Raw genomic sequence first — 25509 nt, forward strand, 5'->3', positions numbered from 1 at the left:
ATCATTCCAGCCAGGTGTCCGATACGTCGATGACCCCGTGATAGATTTTTGGCAGGCCCTTCAGCTTGGAAGTCGCGATCGCGTAATAGGTGTTCTGGAAGGTCCAGAACCAGATCGCCTCCTTGTTGATGATGCGGCTGATCGCGCAATAATCCTCGGTTCGCTTTTCCGGATCGGCCGTGACCCGCGCGTGATCGAGCAGCTTGTCGAGTTCGGGATTGGAGTAATTGGCAAGTGCGACCGGGCTGCCCGTGCGGAAGTTGGCGTACATCTGGGGATCGGGATCTGCGAGATCGACGATCCGCCACCCTATCACCTGAAACTGGCGCATGAAGGCGCGTGGCGGGAACGAAGCCTGATCGATCTGCTCGATCTCCGCATTGGCGCCGGCCCGTTTCCAGAACTGCTGCAGCACCTGACCGATGGTGCGGCCGCGCGGCGTGGCGGTGACCACCAGCTTGAACTCGACCGGCTTGCCATAGTCCTTGATCAACGCCTTTGCTTTCTCAACGTCTTCAGGAAGCGCACCGTCGTCCTTGCACTTGACCCAGGAACCGTCGCCATAGGGATTGCTGGCAGGTCGCGCGAGGCCATTGGTGATCGCTTGCGACATCTTCTTGCGGTCGAGTGCCATCACCAATGCCTGGCGCACGCGGACATCATCGAACGGTGCGACCTTGGTGTTGATGGCGTAAACCTGCGCGCCGGAGCCGGCGTAGGTGTGCACCTTCATCTTGGGATCTTTTTGCGCGCGCGCGATGTTATCGGCGCTGTATTCGTCGTCCCAGACGATATCGGCTTCGCCCGACTGCAGGCTGGCAAAGCGCGACTGCGCGTCCGGCAACGGCTTCAACACGATGCGGTCGAGATAGGGACGGCCCTTGTTCCAATAATCCGGATTCTTTTCCAAAACCATGCGGTCGCCCGCGGTCCAGGACTTCAGAATAAAGGGACCGGTGCCAACCGGGTTGCGGTTGTAGTCGTCGCCCTTGGTCTTCCACGCCGTCGGCGAGTGAACAACATTGTTTGAACTCTGAATGGTCAGCAGTGCAGGCTGGTTGACCTGCGGATCATTCAGATTGTAGACCACTGTCAGCTCATCTGGCGCCTGAACGTTGTTGACATAGGCGATGTAAAACGCGCATCGGCACTTGTTGGCGGGGTCCTTCTGCCGGTCAAAGTTCTCCTTGACCGCTTGCGCATTGAACGGCGTGCCGTCGTGAAACTTGACGCCAGGCCTGAGCTTGAACGTCCAGGTCTTGTAGTCATCCGAATGCGTCCAGGACAACGCCAGCTTCGGCACCGGTTTGCCGTTGTCGTCAAGCGCGACGAGCGTGTCGAAGATCGCTGCGGCCGCGGTTTCCACCGACGTATCGTAAACACCGACCTTCAACGGATCGAAACCGGGGATATCCAGTTCGAGACCGACGGTGATGCTACCGCCCGGCTTCTGCGCGTTGGCGGGCATAGCAGACAATGCCACACCGAATCCCGCCACAAGAAATATTCGCGCGAGCGCGCTCGAACGGATTGCCGCCTTCATGGATGTTCTCTCCCGCTGTGTCATCCGTCCGGTATTCCGGATCATGATCGCTGCGGTAAGATTGTCTGGAATTTCTGTCGCGGGCAAGGCCGTTCGCAACCCGCGGATGAAACGCCGCAGGTTCATGTTTCGCTATGCGGATTGCGCTGTCAGCGCGCGGCGGCCTGCGCCTTTCCGAAGGCTGCGATTTCATCCTCCGACAGGCCGGTCTCCTTCAGATAGGCACGCGTGTGCTCGCCGAGTGTCGACATGCGCCGCGCTGCCGACACTTTGGCGCCTGACATGCGGAACGGCAGATTGAGCACCTTGAAGGTGCCGCCGCCATCCTCGACCTCGGCCAATGCACCGCGGTGGGCAATCTGCGGATCGCGCAGCGCCTCGGCGACGGTGCGATAGGCCGACGACGGAACGCCGCGCGCATTGAGCGCCGCGAGGCACTGCTCGGTCGTGACAGTGCCCGACCACGCCTCGACGCCTCCCATCAGGCTCACCCAGTTTTCCCGGCGGTCGGAATATTTCGCAAAGCGCGGATCGCTCACCCACTCCGGGTGACCGATCACCTGCATCAGGCTCTGAAAAGTTTTCTCGCTGGCGATAGCCACCATCACATAGCCGTCCGTCGTCTCGATCGGGCCGAACATCGGCCGCTGCGTCGGCTTCACCTCGAATTGCGACCACTGCAATTCGCTCAGCGTCAGGCTCAGCATCGATTCCAGCATCGAGACGTCGATATGCTGGCCCTGCCCGGTCGCATTGCGCTGATACAGCGCGGCGGAGATCGCGCCGAACGCATAGACGCCGGTGAGCACGTCGGCGTGGTAGATGCCGCAATAGTCCGGCCGGCTGCGTCCCGGCTGATAAGCCAGATGCGCCATCTCATAGCCCGAGGCCGCGTGAATCACCGGCGCATAGGCCGGCAGTTCGGCCGACGGCCCGGTCTGGCCGTATCCGGAAATCGAGCAGTAGACCAGTTTCGGGTTGAGTCCATGCAGCGCGGCGTAGTCGAGCTTCAGTCGCCGCATCACGCCCGGACGGAAATTCTCCACCAGCACGTCCGCGGTCGCAACCAGCCGGCGAACGGCTTCGGCGCCCTGCGGCGACTTCAAATCCAGGACGAGGCTGTTCTTGCCGACATTGAGCTGGCCGAAGGCGGTCGAACAATTATTCCGCACCGGCGGGCGGGTCCGCATCGTCTCGCCTTCCTCGGTCTCGATCTTGATAACCTCCGCTCCCATATCGGCGAGCATTCGCGTGCAATGGGGTCCGGCAATCGTGGTGGAGAAATCGAGGACCCGCAGGCCTGTGAAGCTGCCTGTCAAATTCCTCTGATCATTGCCGGCTATGGTCATTACGTAAAACTCCTTCGGCCTTTTGCGGCCATTCGTTTTGTTTGGTGGCCGAGACCCTAAATTGTGCAGCGTCGACAGGAAAGTAGTTCGCTCAGGAACGACGGCCCGCAGCGCGCGTTGTAACGGCGGCGGGAAGTTGGACCCAATCTTGCATCAGTATCATCGCGACTGGTACGAGGACGTGTGCCTTGAAGGTCTTGTTCGTCACCACTGAAATGGATGACTTTGTCCGGGTGGGCGGGCTCGCCGCCGTATCCGCAGCGCTACCCCGGGCGCTGCGCCGCTGGAGTGACGTCCGGGTCATGCTGCCCGGTTATCGGGACATCGTCGAACAGTTCACCCACATTGAAATCGTTGGGGAATGCCCCTCTCTCGCCGAGATGCCGGCTTGCTCGCTCGGGCGGTCATCGACCAGGGACGGTCTCCCGGTTTACGTCCTGCTCTGCCCGCAACTTTACGACCGACCGGGCAATCCTTATGGCGACGAATCGGGCCGCGACTGGCCGGACAACGACATCAGGTTCGGCCGGTTCGCCTCCGCCGCCGCCGAGCTTGCCGCGGGCACTCTGGACAAGAATTGGGCAGCAGACCTGGTCCATGCCAACGACTGGCAGGCCGCGCTCGCGCCGGCCTATCTGGCATGGCGGGGCTCAAAGGTTCCCTCGATCCTGACCATCCATAACCTCGCCTATCAGGGGCTGTTCCCGCCGGACTCGCTGCGCCGGATCGGGGCGCCCGAAAGTTCCTTCCACATCGACGGGCTCGAATTCTACGACCATGTCTCGTTCCTCAAGGGCGGCCTCGTCTATGCCTCGCATCTGACCACCGTCAGCGCGACCTATGCGAGGGAGATCACGACACGCGAGCTCGGCTGCGGGCTCGAAGGCCTGTTGCAGCGCCGCTCGGACGCCGCGCAATTGACCGGCATCTTGAACGGCATCGACGAAAGCTGGGATCCCAGCGCCTGCGCGCATCTCGCTCAGACCTTCGCCCCCGGCGACTGGCAAGGCAAGCAGGCGAACGCCGATTACGTCCGCAAGCAGTTTGGCCTGGCGCTGTCGCGCGGCCCGCTGTTCGGCCTTGTCGCCCGCCTGGTGCACCAGAAGGGCGTCGACCTCGTCCTGTCTGCCGCCGACGAAATCATCGAGGCCGGCGGACAGATCGTGGTGACCGGCAGCGGCGAGGCCCATATCGAACAGGCGCTGGTCAACGCGCACCGCCGCAGGCCGGATGCGATCGGCGTCGTGATCGGCTTCAACGACGCCCAGGCGCGGCGAATTTTTGCCGGCAGCGATTTTACGCTGATGCCGTCGCGGTTCGAACCGTGCGGGCTGAGCCAGATGTATGCGCAGCGGTTCGGATCGCTGCCGATCGGTCACCAGACCGGCGGGCTGGCGGAAACCATCGAGGATGGCGAGACCGGATTCCTGTTTTCGCAGCCATCGGCAGAGTCTTTCCTCGGCGGCGTCAGGCGCGCGTTCGATGCCTTCCGCGCCAAGGACCGCCTCGATGCGATGCGGCGCAGCGCGATGGCGCGGTCGTTCAGCTGGGATCTGTCGGCCGCCTGTTACAGCGCGCTGTATCGCAGGACGATCGCGCCCTCCATCGTCGCGTGATATCGCCTATTCCGCCGCTTCCGGCATGACTTCCATCTGCTCGTGGAGGACGACGCCGGAGAGCGGATCGAACTCGCCGACCCAAGGCTTCTTTTCGAGCACTGCCCTGGTGTGGTGGTAACCGGCGTCCCACCGCTGCATGATGCCGGACGGGCTGAAATCGATGTCCTTGGTATGGTCCTCGCGGCTGAGCTGCGGGGCGAGCAGCCGCACGACATGCATCCGGGTCGGGCAGCCATAACCGGCGAGCTCCCTCACCGCTTCGCTGTTGCGCTCGGACTCCGGCAGGCGCGCGGCGAGCTGGTTGATGACATGGCGCAGCCGATGCGCCTGCTGCTGCCGCGCAATGTGGCTGGCGATCCGGCTCGAATACTGCACGTCCTTGTGGCGATTGAGCACCTCCGCCATCGTGGTCGGCTCAGGCCCGGACGGATTCCACAGATGCACGGCGAAGATCAGCGAGTTCTTGCGCGGATTGTCATCGAATACGGCCTCTGTCGGCGTGTTCGACAATATGCCGCCGTCCCAATAAAGCTCGCCGTCGATACGCACCGCCGGGAAGGCCGGCGGCAGCGCGCCCGAGGCCATGATGTGCCTGACACCGAGTTCGCCATCGCGGCTGTCGAAATAGCGCATCTGGCTGGTGCGGACATGGGCGGCGCCCACCGTCAGGCGCGGCGTGCATTGATTGACCAGATTGAAATCGACCAGCTCCGTCAGCGTCCGCTCCAGCGGCGCGGTCGAGTAATAGCCGGCCTGATCCGCACCCAACGGATAGCTGTCGCCGGCATGGGCCAGCGGGTTGGGCCGGAAGAAACCGGGAATGCCATTGGTCACCGTCGACCAATAAGACAGCTTTTCGTTGAAGCCCGGAAGGATGTCGCGAAAGCTCCAGACCGGATTCTGTTCCATCTTCTTCCAGAATTCGCGCAAGCGCGACAGCCGGTTCTGCGGCGCATTGCCGGCGATCAGGCTGGCGTTGATGGCGCCGATCGAGGTCCCGATGATCCAATCCGGCTCGATGCCGGCTTCATGCAGCGCCTGATAGACGCCGGCCTGATAGGAGCCGAGCGCGCCGCCGCCCTGCAACACCAGCACGACCTGACCCGGCTCGGCCCGGGCCAGCGATCTCGAGCTTGGTGAAATGCCGATTTCCTGAACGTCTCTCATGTCACGCTCCCTTGGATATTCGTAGGTGCTAGTGGGCGGTCCAGCCACCATCGACCGGCAAGGCCGTGCCCGTGATCGATGCCGCCGCGTCGCTGGCGAGAAAGACCGTCAGCGCGCCTAATTCCTCGACCGAGGCAAAGTGCTTGTTCGGCTGCTGCGCCAGCAACACGTCGCGGATGACTTTCTCGCGGGAAATGCCGTGCGCCTTGGCCTGGCTGTCGATCTGCGCCTCGACCAGTGGCGTATAGACATATCCGGGACAGATCGCGTTGCAGGTGATGCCGTCTTCCGCGATTTCGAGCGCGGCGACCTTGGTGAGACCCACGATGCCGTGCTTGGCGGCGACATAGGCCGCCTTGAAAGGTGACCCGACCAATCCGTGCGCAGATGCGATGTTGATGATCCGCCCGAACCTGTTCTGGCGCATCGCCGGCAGCGCCAGCCGCATGGTGTGAAACGCCGACGACAGGTTGATCGACAGGATCGCGTCCCATTTCTCGACCGGAAACTGGTCGAGCGGCGCGACATGCTGGATGCCGGCATTGTTGACCAGAATATCGAGCCGCCCGTGACTGGCGACGGTAGCCGCGATCATCTCGGCGATCGCCTCCGGGCTCGTCATGTCGGCGGCAGAATAGCTGACCTTGACGCCGAAATCGGCTGCGATCTGATCCCGGGTTTTCGCGATCTCGGCCACGATGCCAAAACCGTTCAGCACCACTGCCGAGCCGGCCTGCGCCAGCGCGCGGGCAATCCCGAGCCCGATGCCACTGGTCGAGCCGGTGACAAGCGAGATCCTGCCTGTCAGGGGCCGCAAGGCCGAAGCGTCCTGGGCTTTGAGCTGAATATTCATGGCCGACCTTTCGAATGGGGATTCAGCGCCTTACGCTGACTATCTCTCCACCCCACCCTGCCCGGCGGCCCTGATTTGAGGAAATGCCGTTTGGCTTCCAAAACCATAGGCCGGCGCTATGGCGGTTATGGTGTCATCACCGGGCGCGATCGGTTACGGTGCGATCAAGACAGACCGGGGCACGGCCATGGAGATGCATCAGGTTCGCTACTTCCTTGCGGTCGCGCGCGTACTCAACTTCACGCGCGCCGCCGACGAGTGCAACGTCACGCAACCGTCGCTGACGCGAGCCATCAAGCAACTGGAAGCCGAACTCGGCGGCGACTTGTTTCGCCGCGAGCGTCCCGCCGCGCAATTGACCGAGCTCGGCCAGCGCATGCATCCCCTGCTCAAGCAGTGCTACGAGGCAGCGACCGGCGCGCGCGAACTTGCCTCATCCTTCAAGAGCGGCGAAGTCGGCGCGCTCCGGGTCGCGCTGACCCATTCCGTCGACCTGTCCTTGTTGATTCCACATCTCGACCAGATCAAGCGGCTGTTCAACCGGCTGGAGTTTCGCTTTCTGCGCGGCAGCGCCCGCGAAGTGGCGGAGTTTCTCAAGAAGGGTGAAGCCGAGCTCGGCATCGCCGCCGAAATCAGCGAGGAGTGGGACCGGCTCGACACCTGGCCGCTGTTCACGGAAAACTTTCAACTCGTCGTCAACAAGAACCACCCGCTGGCAACGCGTGACAAAATCGAATTCAGCGATCTTCGCGCCGAGCAATTGTTGTCGCGGAATTACTGCGAGCACGCGGCGCGGGTGAACGGCTCGCTCCGCGAACACGGGCTCGACGTCGATCGCAGCCATGAGATCGCCTCCGAACGCGACTTGATCGAACTGCTGGAGGCCGATATCGGCGTCGCCGTGGTCCCCGATACCGCGTCGATTCCATCGACGCTCAAGCGCGCCACCGTCGAAGGGCTGGACGCGCGGCGGACCGTGAACCTCTACGGCGTCGCCGGGCGTGAACGGACCGCCGTGGCGTCCGCCGTAATGCGCATGCTGCGCGGCGCCGACTGGCAGCAATTCATTGGCAAGTCGTCTGGCGTCTGAGAGAAGCGTTACTGCGCTTCGCTCGCGCTCTTCAGCGCGGCGATCAGGTCGTCGATTTCCATGCGCTTGCGGAAATCCGGATCGACGAAGCGGGCCTTCACCAATCCGTCGCGGCCGACCACGAAGGTCGCCGGGATCGGCAACACCCAGCCGTCATTGCCCTGGAAGCTCGCCATGTCCTGATATGAAAGCAGCCGCTGGATTTCGGTGCCAAGCCAGATCGCAAGATTGAGCGACAACGCGTAACCATTGTCGAGATCGGTCAGTACCGGAAACCGCGCTTCCGCCTCGGATTTGAATTTCCCGGCATAGGCTTGCGTCTCCGGCATGATCGCAACCGTTTGCGCACCCAACGCCTTGATCCGGTCCTGGGCCTGAATCACCGCTCGCACATTCAGCCGGCAATAAGGACACCAATGACCGCGATAAAACATCACCGCAACCGGGCCGTGGTCGAGCAGTGATTTCAGGCTGACCAGCCGGCCGGTCTCATCCGGCAGCAGAAACGGCGGCATCACTTCGCCCGGCCGCGGCGCGTTTTCGCCACCGCCGTTCTCATTGAGCCGCGCCACCAGCCGGTCGACCGCCTCGCCATAGGCCGGAAAGATCTCCCGCCCCGCCGCGGCGTAGGCCTCGAGCTGCTCGCGCAAGCTGCCTTCCATGTCGCGGCATTGCTGGAACGCCTGCTTGAGGCGTTCGGCATTTGCGGGCGTTAGCAATGTGGTCATGGCTTGCTCCGGCATACTCGTATTATTTTCCGGCCCGGGCCGCCCTGCAAGGGCGGCCCGACGGCTGCAGCGCCCTCGATTCAAGGCAGGTAGAAATTGCCGGTCGGATCTAGCATGCCGGAGGCCGAGTAGAGCTGGCCCTTGTCCATGAAGAACACGGTGTTAGCGGGCACTTTCTTGGCGCTCTTCATCATCGCGTCGTGGTTCTTGGGCGTCGCCGCCATGGCCATCGCCGACATCTTCCCGGGGCCGGCATACATGTAGGCCATGCCCGGATTGAATTCCCAGGGAACTTGCGAGAAGGCCGTGGTGGCAATGGCGGCAAACGCCGCAGCGGCAATCAGGGTCTTGGAGAGGGCTTTCATGGGGATTCCTCTGGATGGATGCTGACGCCCGCCAATCGGGCGCTGCCCCATCAGAGGGCCGCCTGGCCTGAATGAGAAATGCCGTTGCACAATCGGTTCGATAGCCGCCGCGTATTGAGCGGCGCACCAATAGCCGCGCGCTATCGACTTGAGAGCAGCTACGCATTTCCTGTTGCCGGCGCCGGCGCTCATGCTGTTCCGGAAAGCATGCGGAGGGCATGCGCAGACTGGAGGCATTTCCATGACCCGTCGTTCTATCAACCGCGTCGCGAATTTTTGCAGCTCGCTGCTCCTGGCATTCCTCGTCCTCTCGCTCGCTTCCGCCGCACGCGCCGACAGCGACGACGGCATCGTCCGCGTCAAGAGCGCGGTGCCGATGGCGGAAGCGATCAGTCGCATCAAGGCCGATATCGCCGGCAAGGGCATCAAGTTCTTCATGGAGATCGACCAGTCGAAGCTCGCGGCCGACGCCGGCATCAAGCTACGGCCCTCGACGCTATTGGTTTTCGGCAATCCGCCGCTCGGCACCCAATTCATCACCTCGAACCCGAACGCCGGCCTCGACTGGCCGGTCCGGCTGCTGCTCACGCACGACAATGGCGACGTCTGGGCGGTGTGGACCGACTTCGGATGGATCGCCAGGCGCCACAGCATCAGGGATCGCGCAGCCCAGTTCGAGATGGCGACCAAGGTGGTGGGCTCAATTACTTCGACCATCACCACCAGGTAACGCCGTCGGTCTGCCACGCGTAAGGTCTTCAGGCTGCGCCACCCGGCGCGGCCTGACCGCTTCAAGGGTTGCCAACAGAGGGGTTAATTCGATGACACCGGAGAAATTCGACGTGGTCATTCTGGGTGGCGGCAACGCCGGCATCGGCGTGACCGGACCGGTTCGCCGCGCCGGGATGTCGGTCGCGATGATCGAGGCCGATCTACTCGGCGGCACCTGCCCGAACCGCGGCTGCACGCCGAAGAAGGTGCTGGTCGCTGCCGGTCACGCACTGCATGAAATCGAGCGCGCATCCATCCATCACATCGCCGTCGGCAAGCCGAAGCTCGACTGGGCGGCGCTGATCGACCGTGAGAAGGACATGATCAAGGATATCCCCGCCAACCTCGCCCGCTCGATGGCAAAGCGCCATGTCGAGGTCATCAAGGGCCATGCTGCATTCACTTGTCCGAATACCGTCCGCATCGGAGAGCGCAAGCTCGAGGCGAAGCACATCGTGATCGCGACAGGATCAAAACCGCGGCCGCTGCCGATTCCAGGCGCGGAGTTGATGATTACATCAGATGAAATGCTGAGCGAACGGGAGCTCCCCGGCTCTGTGATTTTCGTCGGCGGCGGCGTGATCGCACTGGAGTTCGGGCACGTCTATGCCCGCGCCGGCAGCGACGTCACAATCCTCGAAGCATTGCCGCAGCTATTGCCGGCCATGGACGCAGATGCGGTCGCACGCCTGCGGGCCGAGAGCGAGCGCATCGGCATCCTGGTCAGGACCGCGGTCAGCGTCAAGCGAATTGAAAAGGCGAATGGCCGCCTGCGCATCGTCTTCACCCACGACGGCGCCGAACACACGGCCGAGGCCGACCGTGTCGTCAACGGCGCGGGACGCGTCGCCAATGTCGATACGCTGGATCTCGCCGCGGGCCAGGTCGAGCACGCCAATGGCCGCGTCGCGATCGACGGCAATCTGCGCTCGACCTCCAATCCCAGCGTCTATGTCTGCGGCGACGCGGTGCCGACCTCGCCGCAACTGTCGCCGATCGCGACCTATGAGGGCGACATCGTCGGCCGCAACATCGTGGAAGGCCCGAAATACAGCCCGGACTACGCCAGCATGGCGACATCCGTCTACACCGTGCCGCCGCTCGCCTCGGTCGGCCTCACGGAGACCGCCGCCAGGCAGAAGGGCCTTGCCGTCGACGTTCACACCAACGACATGCTCGACTGGTTCTCCGCGAAAACCTATGCCGAAACCGTGGCGTGGTCGAAGGTGATCGTCGATCGATCGACCGACCGCATCCTCGGCGCTCATTTCGTCGGGCATTCCGGGCAGGAACTGGTGAATATCTTCGGACTGGCGATGCGCTTCGGCATCACCGCCAGCCAGATCCGGGAAAATGTCTACGCCTATCCGACGTTCTCCTCCGACATCAAGCACATGCTCGGGCACGGCTAGCTGCATAGCACGGCGCTATGGAGTCAAAAGCCAACCGGCATTTCCTCTTCCGAACGGTTTGCTCGATGGTGGTGACGTAGCCGGCCAGATCATTCGGGGCCAAGGCGAATCTCTAGGCAAAGACAGAAACACAGGAGACCACGACATGTCCAAATCCAACGTCGCTTCACGCACAATCCGGCAAGGTCTTGCGCTCGCCGGAATGATTGCAGGTTCGATCGCAATCACCTCGACCGCCCTCGCGGGCGAATGCCCGGCTGACAAGATGAAGCCCAATGTCCGCCCGATGGTCGATACCAAGCCGGTCGGCGTCACCGACGTCACGCTTGGCGCGATCAACCTCGAAAAGCAGCCGGCCAACATCAGGGAACGCGAGCTGCGCTTCCGCAAGCTGACGATCGAGCCGGGCGGCATCGTGCCCTGGCATAGCCATGACGACCGTCCGGCGCTGATCTATGTCCAGCAGGGCGAAATCGTCGAATACGCCAGCAACTGCGCCGATCCGATCGTGCACAAGGCCGGCGAGATCAGGCCGGAAGTGTCCGGCACCTCGCACTGGTGGAAGAACCTCGGCAAGGAGACCGTCATTCTCTATGTCGGCGACGTCCGCAAGGATCCGCACGACCACAACATGTAAGGAGCTGCAACGAGCGCCATCCGACGTCTCGTTGCCGGATGTGACGGCCTGGGGTCCCACGTGTCGCCCCACACGCCCAGGCGTCACATCCTTCTTTCCCAAGCATAATATCGAGACGCGCCATGGCAGGCATCTCCACAGGCATCTCCGCGCAACTGAAATCGGAAGCGATGGAAATGCATGGTCATTCGCCCGGCGTGGTGCTGCGATCCGTCGTCATCGGCCTCACGGCATTCTTGACCGTGGTCGATCTGTTCGCCACGCAGGCTATCCTTCCCTCGCTGACCCGGCACTACAACGTAACCCCCGCCGCGATGGGCTTTGCGGTCAACGCGAGCACCATGGGCATGGCGATCGCGGGGCTCGTGGTCGGCTTCTTGAGCCCGCACATCGACCGCCGGTTAGGCATCCTCCTGAGCCTGGTTCTGCTCGCGATCCCCACCACGCTGCTGGCGAGCGCCCCCGATCTAACCGTGTTCACGATTCTGCGCATTGCGCAGGGGCTCTGCATGGCCTCGGCGTTTGCGTTGACGCTGGCTTATCTTGGCGAGCAATGCAGTTCCATGGATGCGGGCGGCGCGTTCGCCGCCTATATCACCGGCAACGTCGCCAGCAATCTGGTCGGACGGCTGGTGTCGGCCGCGATTGTCGATACGCTCGGGCTGGCCTCGAACTTCTACTTCTTCGCGCTGCTCAATCTTGCCGGCGCGGTGCTGGTCTACTTCACCATCCGGCGCGTCAAACCGATGCACGCGATGTCCACGGCGCAATCGCCGTTCGCTGCGACCATCGCGCATTGGCGCAACCCGGCGCTCCGCTCGGCCTTCGCCATCGGCTTCTGTATTCTGTTCGCCTTCATCGGCACCTTCACCTTCGTCAATTTCGTGCTCGTGCGCGCGCCGCTGTCGCTGGGGCGGATGGATCTCGGCTTGGTTTATTTCGTGTTCGCGCCATCCGTGGTCACGACGCTGTTCGCCGGCAGAGCGGTGGCGCGCTTCGGCACGCGGCCGGCGATCTGGGGCGCGCTGGCGGTCGCTGCGTTGGGCCTGCCGCTGATGCTGTCTTCGGATCTGCCCGAGGTTCTGACCGGCATGGTGCTGGTCGGCGTCGGCACGTTCTTCGCACAGGCCTGCGCCACCGGCTTCGTTGGGCAGGCCGCCGGCGACAACCGCGGCATTGCCAGCGGCACCTACCTTGCCTGCTATTTCCTCGGTGGCCTCGTCGGCAGCGCCGCGCTCGGCCAGTTGTTCGACCGCTTCGGATGGACCGCCTGCGTGGCCGGTGTCGGCGCGTCACTGGCCGTCGCAATGCTATTGACCGCGCGCCTCTCGCTTACTCAAGCCGCCGGGTCTCCGGCATGAACAGCCAGATTACCGTCAAGCCAAGCGCTGCGATCCCGGCCAACCCGGTGAACGCGATGCTGCTGCCGAAGGTGTCGCTGATATAGCCCGCCAGCACCGTGCTGAGCGCCGCGCCGATGCCGGTCGCGGTTCCGACGATGCCTTGCGCCAGATTGAAGTGGCCGCTTCCGAAGGCGACGTCGGCCACGATCAGCGGGATCATCACGCTGAGGACGGCCGCGGTGATGCCGTCGAACACCTGCACCGCGACCAGAACGTAGGGATCGCGGACCACCGCAAACAGCAGGCCGCGGATCGCCAGCGCGCCGAACGCCATCAGCAGCAGCGGCCGCCTCCCCCATACCTGTGCCTTGCGCCCAACCGAGGGTGAAGCCAGCGCGACGATGGCTTGCGGCACGATGATACAGGCCGCAATCAGCACCGGCGCCCATTGGCTCGACCGCGTGGTGACGACGCCCGCCATCAGCGGCAGCATGGCGGCGTTCGCGAGCTGGAACAGCAGCACGCCGCCGGCAAAAATCAGCAGCGGACGCTGGCGCAGCAGATGGAAAACGCTGGTGGCCTCCTTGTCGGGAACCTCCCGCACGACGGCGCCGTGGCTTTGAGCCACGTCGATCTCTTTCTCGCGAATCCGCGAGAGCGCCAGCAATGTGGGAATTGCCAGAAGGAAGGTAACGATAAACACCGCCTGGTTCGACAAAAGATAGCCGGTCGCGCCCATCAGCGCCGCCGCCGAGCCGTTCCCAAGCGATGCGAAGCGGGCATTGCGCCCAAGCCGCTCCCCGATCGCGAACGGCCCGACCAGGCCAAGACTGATCGCCGCAATCGCCGGACCCAGCACGCAGCTCGCCAGCGCATGCAGCGTCGCCGCTGCAGCGACTACCGGAAAGATCGGCCATAACGCATAGGCCAGTGCGGCGCAGCCGATGGTGGCGACCGCCAGACCCGCCACTATCCGCTCGGAACGCGCGGCATCGACGATGGCGCCGCCCGGCATCTGCCCGAGCAGGCCGATGATGCCGCCGATCGAAAGCACGAAGCCGATCTCGACCTGCGTCCATTTCTGCGTGGTCAGGTAGACCGCCACGAACGGGCCGAAGCCGGTCTGGACGTCGGCGAGAAAGAAGATGAACCAGTCGAGACCGCGCTGGCTTTCGCGAGACGGTCCTGGCTTGCTGCCGGACGCAGGCGGCAGCGGCACAACGTTGCCCTCACCGGCGGGTCGCCCGTGGCGATCGTCGTCAACTCGATCGAACGATTGGGATGGACGCGCGACCAGTCCGCCTCTCCTTTAGTGATCGAAATCCCATGGCTGCAGACGGCCGGCCGCACCGAGTACGATGACCGGCGCGTCCTCCTTGTATTCGGGCGCCGCCGCCACCTGGGCCTTGGTCAGCTCGAGCGTGATGCTGTCACGCTTGTTGGCAACGCCGCCGAAACGCATCGCGCCCCAGTCGACGACGATCTTCCGGCTGCCGACGCCGAGGAAGCCGCCGAAATCAATCACGGCAGCGCGCACGTTGCCTTCACGATCCACGATCACATCGACGACGCGCCCCATGTCCTCGTTCGCCGCGCTGCGAACTTCGCGGCCGAGGATGCCGTGAGCATCCCTGGCGCCAATCACGGTGACCGACGGCGGAGGCGCGGGCTCCTTCGCGGCATCCGGCGAAGCGGTGCGGCTACCCTGCGTCGCGCCGGTGTCCTCCGCTGCGGAGGACGCCGCCGGGCCGCCGGCCAATCCAGCGACCAGAAACAGAATGAGAATACCAATGCGCATGTGGCCTCCTGACTCTTAGATGCATGAGCCGCGCATGGCCCCTTCTTCTTGTTTGAGCATGATCTCCGCGCAAACGCGTTCCGCGTTCGTCGCGAGGAAAAGTCGGTACCTGCTTTTCCGGGCCATGCTCTAATGCGTCAACACGATCGACACTTGAATCTGGCCGCGGGTTCGCACCACCTCGAGCGACACTTCATCGCCGTGGCGGCGGACCCTCAGATCGACGCTGGAAGGCCCGAGCCGCAGATCGCGCAGCAGCACCTCGTTGAGGAATTCCGGCAGGTGCGGATCGCGAAGACGGATCTCGCCGCGCGCGGCATCGAATTCGAGACCGAGGGCTGCTTCCAGCAGGCTGAATGGCGTCGCGCTGGCCCAGGCCTGCGGCGCGCAGGCGACGGGATAAAGCACCGGTCCGCGCCGCCTTTCGCGACGGAAACCGCAGAACAATTCCGGCAGCCGTCGCAGGTCCATGTAGCTTGCGGCGTCGAACAGGCCCTTGAACAGATGCGCCACCGAATGATTCAGGCCGTAGCGCGCGAAGCCGAGCGCGATCAGCGCATTGTCATGCGGCCAGATCGATCCATCGTGATAGGACATCGGGTTGTAACGGGCTTCGCCGCGCGCCACGGTGCGGATGCCCCACCCCGAAAAGAATTTGTGGCTCATCAGATCGGCCGCGACCCGCCGCGCGCGATCGGTCCGAATGATGCCGGTGAAGAGAAGCTGCCCGGCATTCGACGTTCGCACTTTGCACGGCCGCTTGGTGCCATCGAGCGCCAGCGCATAGGTACCGAGTTCCTCGCACCAGAACGCCTCCTCGAAGCGCTCGGCAAGCAGTAGCGCTGCGGATTCAAGCTGCGCCGCCTTTTCGATCAATCCCAAGCGCCGGGCGCAACGCGCTGCCAGCCGCTTGCCGGCAAAGACATATCCCTGAACCTCCGCCAGCGCGATGTAGCCTTCGGCGAGTTGCCCATCGGCATGGAAGATCGCGTCGAAGGAATCCTTCCAGCCCTGGTTGGCGAGCCCCTGCTCGGTAGCGCGCTGATACTCGACGAATCCGTCCTTGTCGGGATCGCCTGATACGTCGATCCATTGCAACGCCGCCTCGATCGCGGGCCACAGCTCGGCCAACGTTTCGTCGTCGCCGGTGCGTTCGACATAAAGACCGGCCAGCAGCACGAACAGCGGGGTCGAATCGACGCTGCCGTAATACTGCGCGAACGGCACCTCGCGCAGCGCGGCCATCTCGCCGCCGCGCATCTCGTGCAGGATCTTGCCGGGTTCGGCGTCGGCGAGCGGATCTGTGGTCCTGGCCTGAAAGAAAGCGAGCCGCCGCAACACGCCCTGGGCAATGCGCGGATCGATCCACAGCATTTGCAGCGCGGTGATCAATCCGTCGCGGCCGAACGTAGTCGAATACCAGGGAATGCCCGCATAGGGGTAGCGCCCCTGCGGCGTCTCGGTCATCAGCATGTTGAGATCGGCCATCGCCTGGCACAGCACCTCGTTGAAGATATCGTTTGATGTCTCGATGCTGGCTGCGCCTGATGTCGAGTGCCGCATCTCGCGGCGGTGGGCCAGGAGGCCGCGGAAGAACGGCACCGGCTTCTGCATGGCCGGCTTGTTGCAGGATACCGCGACGAACAATGCGGTCGCTTCCTTTGGCTCCAGCTCGAAATGGAAAGTCGCCGAGTGGGTGGCTAGCCGTGTCGGCCGCGGCTCGAAATGCAGGGCGGTAATGCGGACCTGGCCGTCGAGCCCGCTATATTCCAGCACGACATCGGCGGGGCCGAGCAACCGGCTGGAGCCTATTCCCCGACGCGGCCGGCGCTCGCCGCGCACCTCGAACAAATCGGCGAAATCATTGTCGAACAGCAGCGTCAGGTCGAAGCTCGCCGGCACATCGCCGTGATTTTGCAGGGCGATGCGCTGGTAGGCCGTGCCGCGCCACAGGAAAATCGACCGCACGATGTGCAGCGTGTCTTTCTGCAGCGCCAGCCTGCCGTTGCGGTACACGTCGGAATTGGTGAGGTCGACGGTCAACGCCGAATTGTCGTCGCGCAGATTGGAGCCGAGCAACAGCGGCTGGACTTCGTCGAGCACCATCTCCAGCCGGGCGAGGTAACGCGTATCGGCGTTGAACAGGCCATCGGGTCCGCCGGCAGAGGCGCCGATATCGCCGTGACTGTCCAGCACGATGAAGGTGTCGTCGTGCTTGAGCGAGCGGCGCGGCCGCGTCGCCGGACCCGTCATCGGAATGTAGAACGGCGATTCCGCAACGAGCTCGGCAGACTCAATGGTGATGAGTTGAGTGACTTCCGCCGTCATTTGGACCTCAAGCGATTTTCCTGCGTGGCGATGAACGCATCGGGACGCAAACGCTACTGATCAAGCCGCATGGCTGGCAAGACGGCCGATTTCGCGCGCGACCAATTCGCGGTAAGGACCCCTTCCCTGCACGAGAATATCCGGCGGACCGTCTTCGATGATCCGGCCGCCCTGCAGCACCACGACGCGGTCGAAATTGCGCAAGGTGGCGAGACGATGGGCGATGGCAATCACGGTACGCCCGCGCATCAGCCGCGACAGCGCCTCGCGGATTGCCTCCTCCGATTCGCTATCGAGCGAGGCGGTCGCTTCATCCAGCAACAGGATTGGCGCGTCCTTCAGGAAAGCGCGCGCGATGGCGATGCGCTGCCGTTGCCCGCCGGAAACCTTGATGCCGCGATCGCCGACCATGGTCGACATGCCCTCCGGGAGATTCTCGATGAAATCGCAACGCGCCGCGATCGCCGCGCGCAATACCTCGTCGTCGGTCGCGTTCGGCCGTCCGTAGCGGATATTTTCCATGATCGAGCGGTGGAACAGCGAGATGTCCTGCGGCACCACCGACGTCGCCTCGCGCAGGCTTTGCTGCGTCACCCGCGAAATGTCCTGGCCGTCGATCGTGATGCTGCCGCGCTGGATATCGTAGAACCGCTGCAACAGCGCGAACAGGCTGGATTTTCCGCCGCCGGAATGACCGACCAGGCCGACCCGTTGTCCGGGCTGAATGCGCAACGCGAACTTCTCGAACACCTGAGTGCCGCCGGGATAATGGAACGCGACGTTGTTGAAGGCGACCGCGGCGCCGCTGCGGATCAGCGGCTCGGCCTCGGGATGATCCTTCAACTCGTGCGGCAGCAACAGGGTCGCGATCGCTTCGGTCAGGCGGGCGACGTGCTGGGTCACGTCGACCAGCGCCACCGCAAGATCGCGCGTCGCGCTCAGGATCGAAAGGCCGAGTGTGCACACCAGCACGACGTCGCCGGTGGTCGCCGCGCCCTGCTGCCAGAGCGTGATAACCCACGCCAGCAGCGCGATCGTCAAAACGATTGTCACGGCGGCGTGAAGCAGCCGGAGCTTCTCGAGATAGCGCAGGCTGCGGCCACGGGCGTCGAGTTCCCGCCCGACAGTGGCGTCGAAGCGGTCGTGCTCGTAGCTGAGGCCGCAGAACGCGCGGACCAGCGGCAGGTTGCTGATGACGTCGACCATCTCGCCGTCCACCGCCGCCGCCTTGTCGGCAAAATCATCATGCAGCGGCTTGCCCGCCGCAGCGAGGCGGAACATCGCCATCAACATGATACCCGCGATGACGATCAGCCCCGCGGACATCGCCAGGCTGACGGTTCCGATCAGCAGTATCGCCGAAACGGTCGCTATGCACGGCGGCAACACGTTCCAGACGAACATGTTTTCAACGGTGTACACCGCGTTGGATGTCGCGGTGATACGGCTGGTCAGCATGCCTGGCAGACGATCGGAGAAATAGCTGGGGGCGTGACCGGTGAGATGGCGGAACATGTCGCGGCGGAGATCGCCGGTGACGCCGACGAAGGTGAAACTCGCGGTCCAGCTTGCGACCCGCCACAAGAGATTATCTGCCGCGATCAGCGACATGAGAAAACCGAATGCCAGCCATACGCTGTTCGCCTGTGACGAACCGGCCGTCAGGCTGTCGACCAGATTCTTCACGCCATACTGCGTGCCGACCGAGCAGGCAACTGCCGCAGCGACGGCAGAGACGATGACCACATGAGCCGCGCGACGCCGTCGCAGATAGCGCAGGACAAATGAAAACGGGCGTCGCACATATCCTGAAAGATTGTCCATGAGTTCCGCAAACCTGTTGAGAGTGAACGAGAATCCGTACCGCGTAGCGCACACGACGACGTGAAGAATGCCGCTTCAAGTTTCCGCGTGCGTGGCCATCACCGCGCAACAATTCTGCAGCATCGAGACGGCAGTGAATCTGTTTGTGTCAGATGGCATCAGCAAGACAGCCGTGTGGAGGAAGCAAGATGTGCTGACTAAGGGAACTTCACAGATGCGGGAACGTTCCCGCTACTGGCACGCCGGTGTCGATCGTGGGCTGAGGGCTTCGTTCAATCACCATTCAAACAGGAGACGCAAATATGCGCATCGCGCAGGTCGCCCCGCTGACGGAGGCTGTCCCCCCCAAATTGTACGGCGGCACCGAGCGGGTGGTGCACTGGCTTACCGAGGAACTTGTGGCATTGGGGCACGATGTCACGCTGTTTGCCAGCGGCGATTCACGCACCTCGGCGAAACTCGACGCTATGTGGCCGAAAGCGCTGCGCCTCGATGGGTCGGTGCGGGATCCCAATGCACTGCATATGGTGATGCTGGAGCGGGTACGGCAGAAATGCGATGACGAAGAGTTTGATTTTCTGCACTTTCATCTCGATTACTATCCATTCTCGCTGTTCTATCGGCAGCCCACGCCGTTCCTGACCACCCTGCATGGCAGACTCGACCTGCCGGAGCATCAGCCGGTATTCAGTACCTTCTCCAAGGTTCCGGTGATCTCCATCTCCAATTCGCAGCGGCGCCCGGTGCCGCAGGCCAACTGGGTGCGCACCATTCACCACGGCTTACCGGCGAATTTGCTGACGCCGCAGCCGGTGCAGCCATCCTATCTGGCGGTGCTCGGGCGGATCGCGCCGGAAAAGGGCGTGGATCGCGCCATCAGGATTGCCACAAGATGCGGCATTCCGCTCAAGATCGCGGCCAAGGTCGATCGCGCCGATCAGGACTATTACGATGAGTTGATCTCGCCGCTCATCAAGGCAAATCCGCTGGTCGAATATATCGGCGAGATCTCGGACCGCGAGAAATCCGATTTCCTGTCCGGCGCGATCGGCCTGCTGGTTCCGATCGACTGGCCGGAGCCGTTCGGCCTCGTGATGATCGAAGCCATGGCCTGCGGCACGCCGGTGATTGCCTATAACCGCGGATCGGTCCCGGAGATTATCGACCCCGGTCTCACAGGTTTCGTCGTGGAAGATGAGACCAGCGCGGTTGCGGTGGTCGACCGTCTTGCCGCGCTGGACCGCGCCGCCATCCGCAAGCAGTTCGAGGTCCGCTTCACCGCGCGTCGCATGGCGCTGGATTATCTCGCCGCCTATCGCGGCCTGATGGAAGAAGCCGAGCCGCGCATCAAGCTGGTGAGCAGCGCGGAGTAGCGCGTGACAAAGGTCGCCGTCATTGCGCGACCGTAGGGTGGGCAAAGGCGCGCTTGCGCCGTGCCCACCATCTATCCTCGACACGCAAGAATGGTGGGCACGCTTCGCTTTGCCCACCCTACTCTCAACTCACCGCCGTCCGCTTCGGTTCGACGATCTCGAAAATTCGCGGGAATTCGTCCATCAACGCCATCAACTCGGCGAGCCGCATCTCATCGCCACTAACCTTGATCTTGCCGGAGGCGACCGCTTCCGGAAATGTCGTCAGCTTCGCCATCACTTCGTCAAGCACGCCGCGGGGCAAAGTGAAGCTGGCGTCGGCATCGGACGCTTGCGCACCGGCGGCATAGGTCAGCGCGCAGTTCTCCAGATTGAGGATGAAGCTCTCATGGGTGTCGGTGAAACTCCAGTTCAGCACGATACGCTTGCCTTCGGCCTTGGGGCCATTGAGGCGAACGCCGAGCACGTCCCATAGCTGCTCGGTGCGTAGCGCCGCGAGCGTTTCGCGCGGCATCGTCGAGCGTGGCGGCACCTTGGGCATGCCCTGTCGCAATTCCTGCGCACCGAACAGATAGGCGTTGCGCCAGGTCGAGCTCTCGGAGGCATAGCCGAGCTGCTCGAACGTATCGGCGAGCATCGCGCGCGCCGGCTGATTGTCGGGCTCGGCAAACACCAGATGGCTTACGACTTGCGCCACAAAGCGGAATTCGCCCTTGGCAAAATCCTTGGCCGCGCGCGCGAGGATCGCATCCGCGCCGCCCATATACTCGACATACTTCTTGCCTGATTCCACCGGCGGCAGCGGATCGAGATTGACCGGATTGGCGTCGTACCAGCCGAGATACTTTTGGTAGATCGCCTTCACATTGTGCCGGATGTGCCCGTAATAGCCGCGGCCATGCCAGGCGCCATCAAGGCTCGCCGGCAAACGAATGGCTTCCGCGATTTCGGCGGCCGTCAGCCCGTGGTTCATCAAGCGGATGGTCTGGTCATGCGCGAATTTATAGAGATCGCGCTGCTGGCGGATCATGGTGTCGATCCGCTCATGCCCCCACACCGGCCAATGATGCTGGCCGCACATCGCATCCGCCTTGCCGCCCCACATCTGCAGGGCTTCGCCGAGATACTTTGACCACGCCAGCGCGTCGCGCACATCGGCGCCGCGGAACGGCAGCAGATTGTGGAAATTGTGCGTGCAATTCTCCGCAAGGTTCAAAAGCTTGTAGCGCGGGATGAAGAAATGCATTTCCGCGGGCGCTTCGCTGTTCGGCGCCATCTGGAACTCGAATTCCACGCCGTCGATGGTTCTGATGTCGCCGGTCGCGATGATGAGGTCGGTCGGACGCAGCAGCGCGACCGCACCTGCCGCCATGGTCTTGCCGAGCCCGCAATCGACCTGCCCACGCGCCCCCTTCGCCAGCAGCGGCCCGAACTGGTACATCGCGCGGCGCAGCATCGCCGGCCCGGCGATGATGTTTTCGGAGACCGCGTGTTCCATGAACAGATTGGGCGCGATGATCGGCACCTTGCCGCTCGCGAGCGTTTCGTCGTCGAGCACGCCGCGCGCGCCGCCCCAATGGTCGGTGTGGGTATGGGTGAAGATGACGGCGCTGACCGGCCGCTTGCCGCGGTGCCGGAAGTAGAGCTCCATCGCGGCCCGTGCGCCCTCGATCGAGGTCAGCGTATCCACCACAATGACGCCGCGGTCTCCCTCGATCAGCGTCATGTTGGCGATGTCGAGGCCGCGCACCTGGTAGACACCGGGTACCACCTCGAACAGGCCGTGATGCATGTTGAGCCGCGACTGCCGCCACAGGCTGGGATCGACAGTCGGCGGCGCTTGTTCCGCCGACAGGAAGCCGTAGGGCTCCAGGCTCCAGACCGTCCTGCCTTGCGGCGAGGTGATCTTCGCATTTTCTACGGTGCCGAGAAAACCACGCGCGGCGTCGTCGAAATCTCTGACGTCGGAAAACGGCAACGCCTTCAGCGTCGCGGCATGCTGCGCGATGACGGAGGCGGAAGCCTCCTTCGGGGATTCCTTAGGGATTTCCGTCGTGGCTGGTTGGCTCATTGTTGTGTACTCCCTTGCGCAAACAAAAATCGGAACGAGGTCAGCGGAACTGCAGCCCCTCGAACTGGCCGCTGTTGCGCCATCCGTCGATGTATTTGAAGTAGGCCAGCGGGCCCGCCGGATGGCCGACATTGAGCTTGGCCGCCGGGCCCGGCTCGCGTCCTTCATTGTTGTAGTAGCCCGGCGTGCAGTCGGGCGAGCCGATCATGCGGCCAGCGCCGGTCAGCAGCAGTTCGACCCAGCGATCCTCGGCCTCTTTTGTCACTTCTATTTCCTTGAAGCCGTTCGCTTGCGCATGCCGCACCATCAGCGCAATCGTCCTTGCAGACTCGGTCAGGTTATGCGGCACGTTGGAGATCAGATTGGCACCCTGCGTCGGCTGCACGAAGAACGCGTTCGGAAAGCCATGGACGTGGATGCCGTGCTTGGTCCGCATGCCCGAGGACCAGTGGTCCGACAGCTTGACGCCACCACGGCCGGTCAGATCGAAGCCGGCGCGCCGCTTGTATTCCGTGCCGACCTCGAAGCCGGAGGCGTAGATGATGCAGTCAAGCTGGTATTCCTTAGCCGCGACCACGACGCCATTCTCGGTGATGCGCTCGACGCCCTTGCCGTCGGTATCGACCAGATGCGTGCCCGGCGTGTTGAAGGCCTGCAGGTACGCGTCATGGAAGCACGGCCGCTTGCAGAGCTGGCGATACCAGGCTTTCAGCTTCGCAGCCGTCTCGCGGTCGCTGACGATGGCGTCGACCCGGGCGCGGATTTCCTCCATCTTCTCGAAATCGGAATCCTCGAACGCCGCCAGCATGTTTGGCGGGGTGCGCTGCTCGCGCGGCAGGTCCATGATCCTGGCGCGAATGCGCCGCGACAGATCGGTCCAGCCGTCCTGCACCAGATCTTCTTCCGCGGACCCACCGGCCTGGTTCGCGGTAAAATTCTCCAGCCAGCGCTGTTGCCAGCCTGATGTTGCGATCCCTGCAAACCATTCTGGATCAATCGGCGCATTGGCTCTGATGTCGACGGACGACGGCGTGCGCTGGAAGACATACAGCTCCTTGCAGGCGCGCGCGAGGTACGGCACGCACTGCACCGACGTGGCGCCGGTGCCGATGATGCCGACGCTCTTTTCAGCCAGCTTTTCCATCGGCGCGCCCGCCGGGCTACCGCCGGTGTAATCGTAATCCCAGCGGCTGGTGTGGAACGAGTGCCCCTTGAAGGACTCGATGCCTTCGATGCCGGGAAGTTTTGGCACGTGCAGCGGCCCGGTGCCCATACCGATGAACTGGGCGGTGAAGTCATCACCGCGGTTGGTGCGGATATTCCAGCGCGATTGTGCCTCGTCCCAGGCAAGGCTTGCGACCTCGGTATGAAACAGCGCGTTGTCGTACAGGTCATATTGCTTGCCGATGCGCTGGCAGTGCGCGAGAATTTCCGGCGCATGCGCATATTTCTCCGACGGCATGTGGCCGGTTTCTTCGAGCAGCGGCATGTAGACCATCGACGCGGTATCGCACTGCGCGCCCGGATACCTGTTCCAGTACCAGGTGCCGCCGAAGTCGCCGCCCTTCTCGATGATGCGGACATCATTGATACCGGCTTCGGATAGCCGCGCGGCGGTGGCGAGCCCGGCAAAGCCGCCGCCGATGAAGGCGAAGTTGACGTGATCGGTTTTCGGCTCGCGCGGGGTGGCCGGCGTATAGGGGTCATCGAGATAATGCGCGAGCTGTCCGGCGACCCGGAGATACTGGTCATTGCCATCCGCGCGGAGCCGCTTGTTGCGTTCCTCGAGATATTTTTGGCGCAGCCGCTCCTTGTCGATCGCGGCCTTCTGCGAGGCCTGTGGTTGGTCGGTCATCGTCATCCGAAGGCACCTTTGAAGAATTCAGGATACGTATCTTGTCATTACCACCGCTCAGGATGGATGTGCGGACAGGTATGGCGAATTTGCAATCGACCAGGACGGCATCGGCTCCATGCGAAAGATCTGCCGCAGGTGGACTTCATCGGGGCCGTCGCCGATGCGCAGCAGGCGCCCCCAGGCCAGCGCCTGATGGATCGGCGTATCGTCGGAGCCGCCCATCGCGCCAAACACCTGCATGGCGCGGTCGGCGATCCGCTGCAGCATCGCGGGCACCGCCACCTTGATCAGCGACACGTCGCGCCAGGCGTCCTGGTGGCCGGCCTGATCCAGCCGCCACGCGCAGCGATAAGCCAGCAGGCGCGCTTGTTCGAGTTCGACGCGGGATTCGGCGATCCAGCGCTGCACGGTGTCATACTGGATCACGGTGCGCCCGAAGGCGGAGCGCTCCGACGAACGGACCATCATTAGCTCAATCAGCAGTTCGCACAGGCCGATCGAACGCATGCAATGATGGATGCGGGCGGGGCCAAGCCTGATCTGCGCGACCTTGAAGCCTTCGCCCTCCGCGCCTAGCAGGTTCGCTCGGGGCACGCGCACGTTATCGAACGCGAGCTCTCCGATCGGGGCAACGTGATCTTCACATCCCATCCAGCGCAGCCGCCGCACCAGGCGGACGCCCGGCGTATCCATCGGCACGATGATGCAGGAATGGCGGCTGGTGCGGTCGGCATCGAAATCGGTCACGCCCATCACGATCAGGAAGCTGCAATGCGGGTGCGCCGCGCCGGTGATGAACCATTTCCGGCCGTTGATGACATAGTCGTCGCCGTCGCGGACCATGCGGGTGGCGATGTTGGTGGCGTCGGATGAAGCCACGTCCGGTTCGGTCATGCCGAAGGCCGAGCGGGTTTTCGCTTCCAGCAGCGGCTGCAGCCAGCGCGCCTTCAGTTCAGAAGTGGCGCAATTCTGCAGCGCGATCATGTTGGGTACATCGGGCGCCTGGCAGTTGAAGACCTCAGGCGCCCAGAACAACCGGCCCATGATCTCCGCCAGCGGCGCGTATTCGAGATTGGAAAGCCGGGTGCCGGGTTCGTCGTCGGACAGTTCGGGAAGGCCGAGATTCCATAGCCCGGCTGCCCGCGCCTTGCGTTGAAGGTCGCCCATGAAGGGCGCGGCCTCACCCTTGGCGACGTGCGCAAGCCAGGCGCGGTGGCGCGGCAGCACCTCCTGATCGAAGAACGCCTGCAGCTTCTCGAGCCATGCTTCCGATCGGCCGGAAAGATCGAAATCCATGTCGCCTCCCGCTTTTTCGGGAACCTAAGCGTATATCGACACGATTTGCAAATTCATTTCGATATATTGACAGGACTGGCCAAT

At 63.2% G+C, this 25509-nt stretch carries 20 protein-coding genes; 7 read left to right on the top strand and 13 right to left on the bottom strand.

Annotated features, from left to right (window positions below):
• Window position 1: 1 nt before the first annotated feature.
• Window positions 2-1543: an ABC transporter substrate-binding protein gene (locus ACVWVY_RS36690; RefSeq protein WP_456630972.1), complete on the bottom strand. Its 1542-nt coding sequence runs from the start codon at window positions 1541-1543 to the stop codon at window positions 2-4.
• Between the two features lie 149 nt (window positions 1544-1692).
• Window positions 1693-2892, bottom strand: a complete 1200-nt coding sequence (locus tag ACVWVY_RS36695; RefSeq protein WP_456630973.1) for a CaiB/BaiF CoA transferase family protein — start codon at window positions 2890-2892, stop codon at window positions 1693-1695.
• Window positions 2893-3080: 188 nt separating this feature from the next.
• Here ACVWVY_RS36695 and glgA point away from each other — a divergent pair, with 188 nt between their 5' ends.
• Window positions 3081-4508: a glycogen synthase GlgA gene (gene glgA / locus ACVWVY_RS36700; RefSeq protein WP_456630974.1), complete on the top strand. Its 1428-nt coding sequence runs from the start codon at window positions 3081-3083 to the stop codon at window positions 4506-4508.
• 6 nt (window positions 4509-4514) lie between these two features.
• On the opposite strand, the gene ACVWVY_RS36705 is transcribed toward glgA, so the two are convergent.
• A complete protein-coding gene (locus ACVWVY_RS36705) occupies window positions 4515-5678 on the bottom strand; it encodes a patatin-like phospholipase family protein (protein ID WP_456630975.1) in 1164 nt (387 codons plus the stop codon).
• A gap of 28 nt (window positions 5679-5706) precedes the next feature.
• Window positions 5707-6531, bottom strand: coding sequence for a 3-hydroxybutyrate dehydrogenase (locus ACVWVY_RS36710; protein WP_456630976.1), 825 nt, complete (start codon window positions 6529-6531; stop codon window positions 5707-5709).
• Between the two features lie 187 nt (window positions 6532-6718).
• On the opposite strand from ACVWVY_RS36710, the gene ACVWVY_RS36715 reads away from it, so the two are divergent.
• Complete coding sequence (locus ACVWVY_RS36715) at window positions 6719-7621, top strand: LysR family transcriptional regulator (protein WP_456632402.1); 903 nt, start codon at window positions 6719-6721, stop codon at window positions 7619-7621.
• 8 nt (window positions 7622-7629) lie between these two features.
• Here the strand turns inward: ACVWVY_RS36715 and ACVWVY_RS36720 are convergent, their stop codons facing one another.
• A complete protein-coding gene (locus tag ACVWVY_RS36720) occupies window positions 7630-8349 on the bottom strand; it encodes a peroxiredoxin-like family protein (RefSeq protein ID WP_456630977.1) in 720 nt (239 codons plus the stop codon).
• Window positions 8350-8429: 80 nt separating this feature from the next.
• Complete coding sequence (locus ACVWVY_RS36725; protein WP_456630978.1) at window positions 8430-8714, bottom strand: hypothetical protein; 285 nt, start codon at window positions 8712-8714, stop codon at window positions 8430-8432.
• A 241-nt stretch (window positions 8715-8955) separates the two neighbouring features.
• On the opposite strand from ACVWVY_RS36725, the gene ACVWVY_RS36730 reads away from it, so the two are divergent.
• The 4 genes from ACVWVY_RS36730 (at window position 8956) to ACVWVY_RS36745 (ending at window position 12895) form a co-directional block, all read left to right on the top strand.
• Entirely contained in the window at window positions 8956-9444 is a 489-nt protein-coding gene (locus tag ACVWVY_RS36730) for a DUF302 domain-containing protein (protein ID WP_456630979.1), read from the top strand.
• Window positions 9445-9535: 91 nt separating this feature from the next.
• Window positions 9536-10897, top strand: a complete 1362-nt coding sequence (locus tag ACVWVY_RS36735; RefSeq protein WP_456630980.1) for a dihydrolipoyl dehydrogenase family protein — start codon at window positions 9536-9538, stop codon at window positions 10895-10897.
• 145 nt (window positions 10898-11042) lie between these two features.
• Window positions 11043-11534, top strand: coding sequence for a cupin domain-containing protein (locus tag ACVWVY_RS36740; RefSeq protein WP_456630981.1), 492 nt, complete (start codon window positions 11043-11045; stop codon window positions 11532-11534).
• Window positions 11535-11656: 122 nt separating this feature from the next.
• Complete coding sequence (locus ACVWVY_RS36745; RefSeq protein WP_456630982.1) at window positions 11657-12895, top strand: MFS transporter; 1239 nt, start codon at window positions 11657-11659, stop codon at window positions 12893-12895.
• Here ACVWVY_RS36745 and ACVWVY_RS36750 read toward each other — a convergent pair.
• The 4 genes from ACVWVY_RS36750 to ACVWVY_RS36765 all read right to left on the bottom strand — a co-directional run bounded on the left by ACVWVY_RS36750 (window position 12867) and on the right by ACVWVY_RS36765 (window position 18827).
• The gene (locus ACVWVY_RS36750) at window positions 12867-14096 is read right to left on the bottom strand and encodes an MFS transporter (protein WP_456630983.1); all 1230 of its coding nucleotides are present in this window, start codon (window positions 14094-14096) and stop codon (window positions 12867-12869) included. The genes ACVWVY_RS36745 and ACVWVY_RS36750 overlap by 29 nt on opposite strands.
• 90 nt (window positions 14097-14186) lie before the next feature.
• Complete coding sequence (locus ACVWVY_RS36755; RefSeq protein ID WP_456630984.1) at window positions 14187-14675, bottom strand: PRC-barrel domain-containing protein; 489 nt, start codon at window positions 14673-14675, stop codon at window positions 14187-14189.
• A gap of 129 nt (window positions 14676-14804) precedes the next feature.
• Window positions 14805-17003, bottom strand: a complete 2199-nt coding sequence (locus tag ACVWVY_RS36760; RefSeq protein ID WP_456630985.1) for an amylo-alpha-1,6-glucosidase — start codon at window positions 17001-17003, stop codon at window positions 14805-14807.
• A gap of 60 nt (window positions 17004-17063) precedes the next feature.
• Complete coding sequence (locus ACVWVY_RS36765) at window positions 17064-18827, bottom strand: ABC transporter ATP-binding protein (RefSeq protein ID WP_456630986.1); 1764 nt, start codon at window positions 18825-18827, stop codon at window positions 17064-17066.
• 302 nt (window positions 18828-19129) lie between these two features.
• Between ACVWVY_RS36765 and ACVWVY_RS36770 the strand changes: the two genes are divergently transcribed.
• Window positions 19130-20200: a glycosyltransferase family 4 protein gene (locus ACVWVY_RS36770; RefSeq protein WP_456630987.1), complete on the top strand. Its 1071-nt coding sequence runs from the start codon at window positions 19130-19132 to the stop codon at window positions 20198-20200.
• A gap of 124 nt (window positions 20201-20324) precedes the next feature.
• On the opposite strand, the gene ACVWVY_RS36775 is transcribed toward ACVWVY_RS36770, so the two are convergent.
• From ACVWVY_RS36775 to ACVWVY_RS36785, 3 genes are read right to left on the bottom strand one after another with little or no spacing between them, the layout of a single operon-like run.
• A complete protein-coding gene (locus tag ACVWVY_RS36775; RefSeq protein ID WP_456630988.1) occupies window positions 20325-22271 on the bottom strand; it encodes an alkyl/aryl-sulfatase in 1947 nt (648 codons plus the stop codon).
• Between the two features lie 40 nt (window positions 22272-22311).
• Window positions 22312-24132, bottom strand: a complete 1821-nt coding sequence (locus ACVWVY_RS36780; RefSeq protein WP_456630989.1) for a flavin-containing monooxygenase — start codon at window positions 24130-24132, stop codon at window positions 22312-22314.
• Between the two features lie 51 nt (window positions 24133-24183).
• Window positions 24184-25425, bottom strand: coding sequence for an acyl-CoA dehydrogenase family protein (locus ACVWVY_RS36785; RefSeq protein ID WP_456630990.1), 1242 nt, complete (start codon window positions 25423-25425; stop codon window positions 24184-24186).
• Window positions 25426-25509: the final 84 nt, after the last annotated feature.

The organism is Bradyrhizobium sp. URHC0002 (assembly GCF_054059515.1).

Bases quoted from the DNA above. Each gene is read 5' to 3' on its own strand.
- ACVWVY_RS36690 (WP_456630972.1), bottom strand. From the start codon at position 1,543: ATGAAGGCGGCAATCCGTTCGAGCGCGCTCGCGCGAATATTTCTTGTG.
- ACVWVY_RS36695 (WP_456630973.1), bottom strand. From the start codon at position 2,892: ATGACCATAGCCGGCAATGATCAGAGGAATTTGACAGGCAGCTTCACA.
- ACVWVY_RS36705 (WP_456630975.1), bottom strand. From the start codon at position 5,678: ATGAGAGACGTTCAGGAAATCGGCATTTCACCAAGCTCGAGATCGCTG.
- ACVWVY_RS36710 (WP_456630976.1), bottom strand. From the start codon at position 6,531: ATGAATATTCAGCTCAAAGCCCAGGACGCTTCGGCCTTGCGGCCCCTG.
- ACVWVY_RS36715 (WP_456632402.1), top strand. From the start codon at position 6,719: ATGGAGATGCATCAGGTTCGCTACTTCCTTGCGGTCGCGCGCGTACTC.
- ACVWVY_RS36720 (WP_456630977.1), bottom strand. From the start codon at position 8,349: ATGACCACATTGCTAACGCCCGCAAATGCCGAACGCCTCAAGCAGGCG.
- ACVWVY_RS36725 (WP_456630978.1), bottom strand. From the start codon at position 8,714: ATGAAAGCCCTCTCCAAGACCCTGATTGCCGCTGCGGCGTTTGCCGCC.
- ACVWVY_RS36730 (WP_456630979.1), top strand. From the start codon at position 8,956: ATGACCCGTCGTTCTATCAACCGCGTCGCGAATTTTTGCAGCTCGCTG.
- ACVWVY_RS36735 (WP_456630980.1), top strand. From the start codon at position 9,536: ATGACACCGGAGAAATTCGACGTGGTCATTCTGGGTGGCGGCAACGCC.
- ACVWVY_RS36740 (WP_456630981.1), top strand. From the start codon at position 11,043: ATGTCCAAATCCAACGTCGCTTCACGCACAATCCGGCAAGGTCTTGCG.
- ACVWVY_RS36745 (WP_456630982.1), top strand. From the start codon at position 11,657: ATGGCAGGCATCTCCACAGGCATCTCCGCGCAACTGAAATCGGAAGCG.
- ACVWVY_RS36755 (WP_456630984.1), bottom strand. From the start codon at position 14,675: ATGCGCATTGGTATTCTCATTCTGTTTCTGGTCGCTGGATTGGCCGGC.
- ACVWVY_RS36760 (WP_456630985.1), bottom strand. From the start codon at position 17,003: ATGACGGCGGAAGTCACTCAACTCATCACCATTGAGTCTGCCGAGCTC.
- ACVWVY_RS36765 (WP_456630986.1), bottom strand. From the start codon at position 18,827: ATGGACAATCTTTCAGGATATGTGCGACGCCCGTTTTCATTTGTCCTG.
- ACVWVY_RS36770 (WP_456630987.1), top strand. From the start codon at position 19,130: ATGCGCATCGCGCAGGTCGCCCCGCTGACGGAGGCTGTCCCCCCCAAA.
- ACVWVY_RS36775 (WP_456630988.1), bottom strand. From the start codon at position 22,271: ATGAGCCAACCAGCCACGACGGAAATCCCTAAGGAATCCCCGAAGGAG.
- ACVWVY_RS36780 (WP_456630989.1), bottom strand. From the start codon at position 24,132: ATGACGATGACCGACCAACCACAGGCCTCGCAGAAGGCCGCGATCGAC.
- ACVWVY_RS36785 (WP_456630990.1), bottom strand. From the start codon at position 25,425: ATGGATTTCGATCTTTCCGGCCGATCGGAAGCATGGCTCGAGAAGCTG.